Genomic DNA, 802 nt, shown 5'->3' on the forward strand with positions numbered 1-802 from the left:
TATAAAGCAAGCACCGCACACTTTCAGTTTTCTGCCATCCGAACTGCTCACTCCAGCCTTTATTGATGCCTGCATCGCCAGCAATAAACGGGTTACTCCCGAGGTGTTCGCGATGTTCCCTGATCACCCCACAGACTTTGAAGCTCTGGTGCAGATAAGACCTTCAGCTATCTTGAATGTGCCACCCCATCAGTGTACCCAGGCTATGAAAGAGCGGGCTGTCCGACGCGTCCCCTGGTTGATCGGTCACTTTGCAGACGATCTGGACTCTGGGTACAGCAGACTGTGCAGGGCAGCACTGATTCAGGAGGGGGGGGTTCTAAGCTATATTCCCAAGCACCGTATCACGCTAAATATGGTAAAACAGGCACTGGACAGCGAACCGGTACCTCGCATACAAGATATTCCAACGCACATGCGTACGCCGGCCATGTGTCAAAAGCTTCTGCTGAAGGCACCGGCGGTTAACTGTGAAGATGTGGCGAGGCTCTACTACCCTGAGAATTTCCTTGAATGCTTCCCGGCTCTGATGCCACACCGGAGCCGTTTTTTTCACTGGCTGGCAGGGCTGCCTGTGGCCAAGCGTACCGAAAAACTGTGTGCAGAGTTTATACAGCAGTTTCCAGACGCCACGCACTTGATTCCAGAGTCTGTTTTGTCCAGACATCCGGAATGGCTGCAAGAAAGACCGAATCCCCCTGATCTGGAGAGTCATTATGTTTCCCTGTCGAGTGTCTCTCTTCCAGACAGTGGGCCACAAGCCTGTCGAAACTGGTTCAATCACTATGGGCCACTGGTGGAT

Annotated in this window: 1 protein-coding gene; it reads left to right on the plus strand. The window is 52.6% G+C overall.

Going from position 1 to position 802, the window contains the following annotated elements; genetic code table 11:
- Positions 1-802 (plus strand): hypothetical protein (locus E1189_RS06830; RefSeq protein WP_196221279.1); only part of this gene is annotated, 802 nt, incomplete at both ends.

Origin of the sequence: Parendozoicomonas verongulae (genome assembly GCF_009711465.1) — a bacterium.
GTDB classification, from domain to species: domain Bacteria; phylum Pseudomonadota; class Gammaproteobacteria; order Pseudomonadales; family Endozoicomonadaceae; genus Sansalvadorimonas; species Sansalvadorimonas verongulae.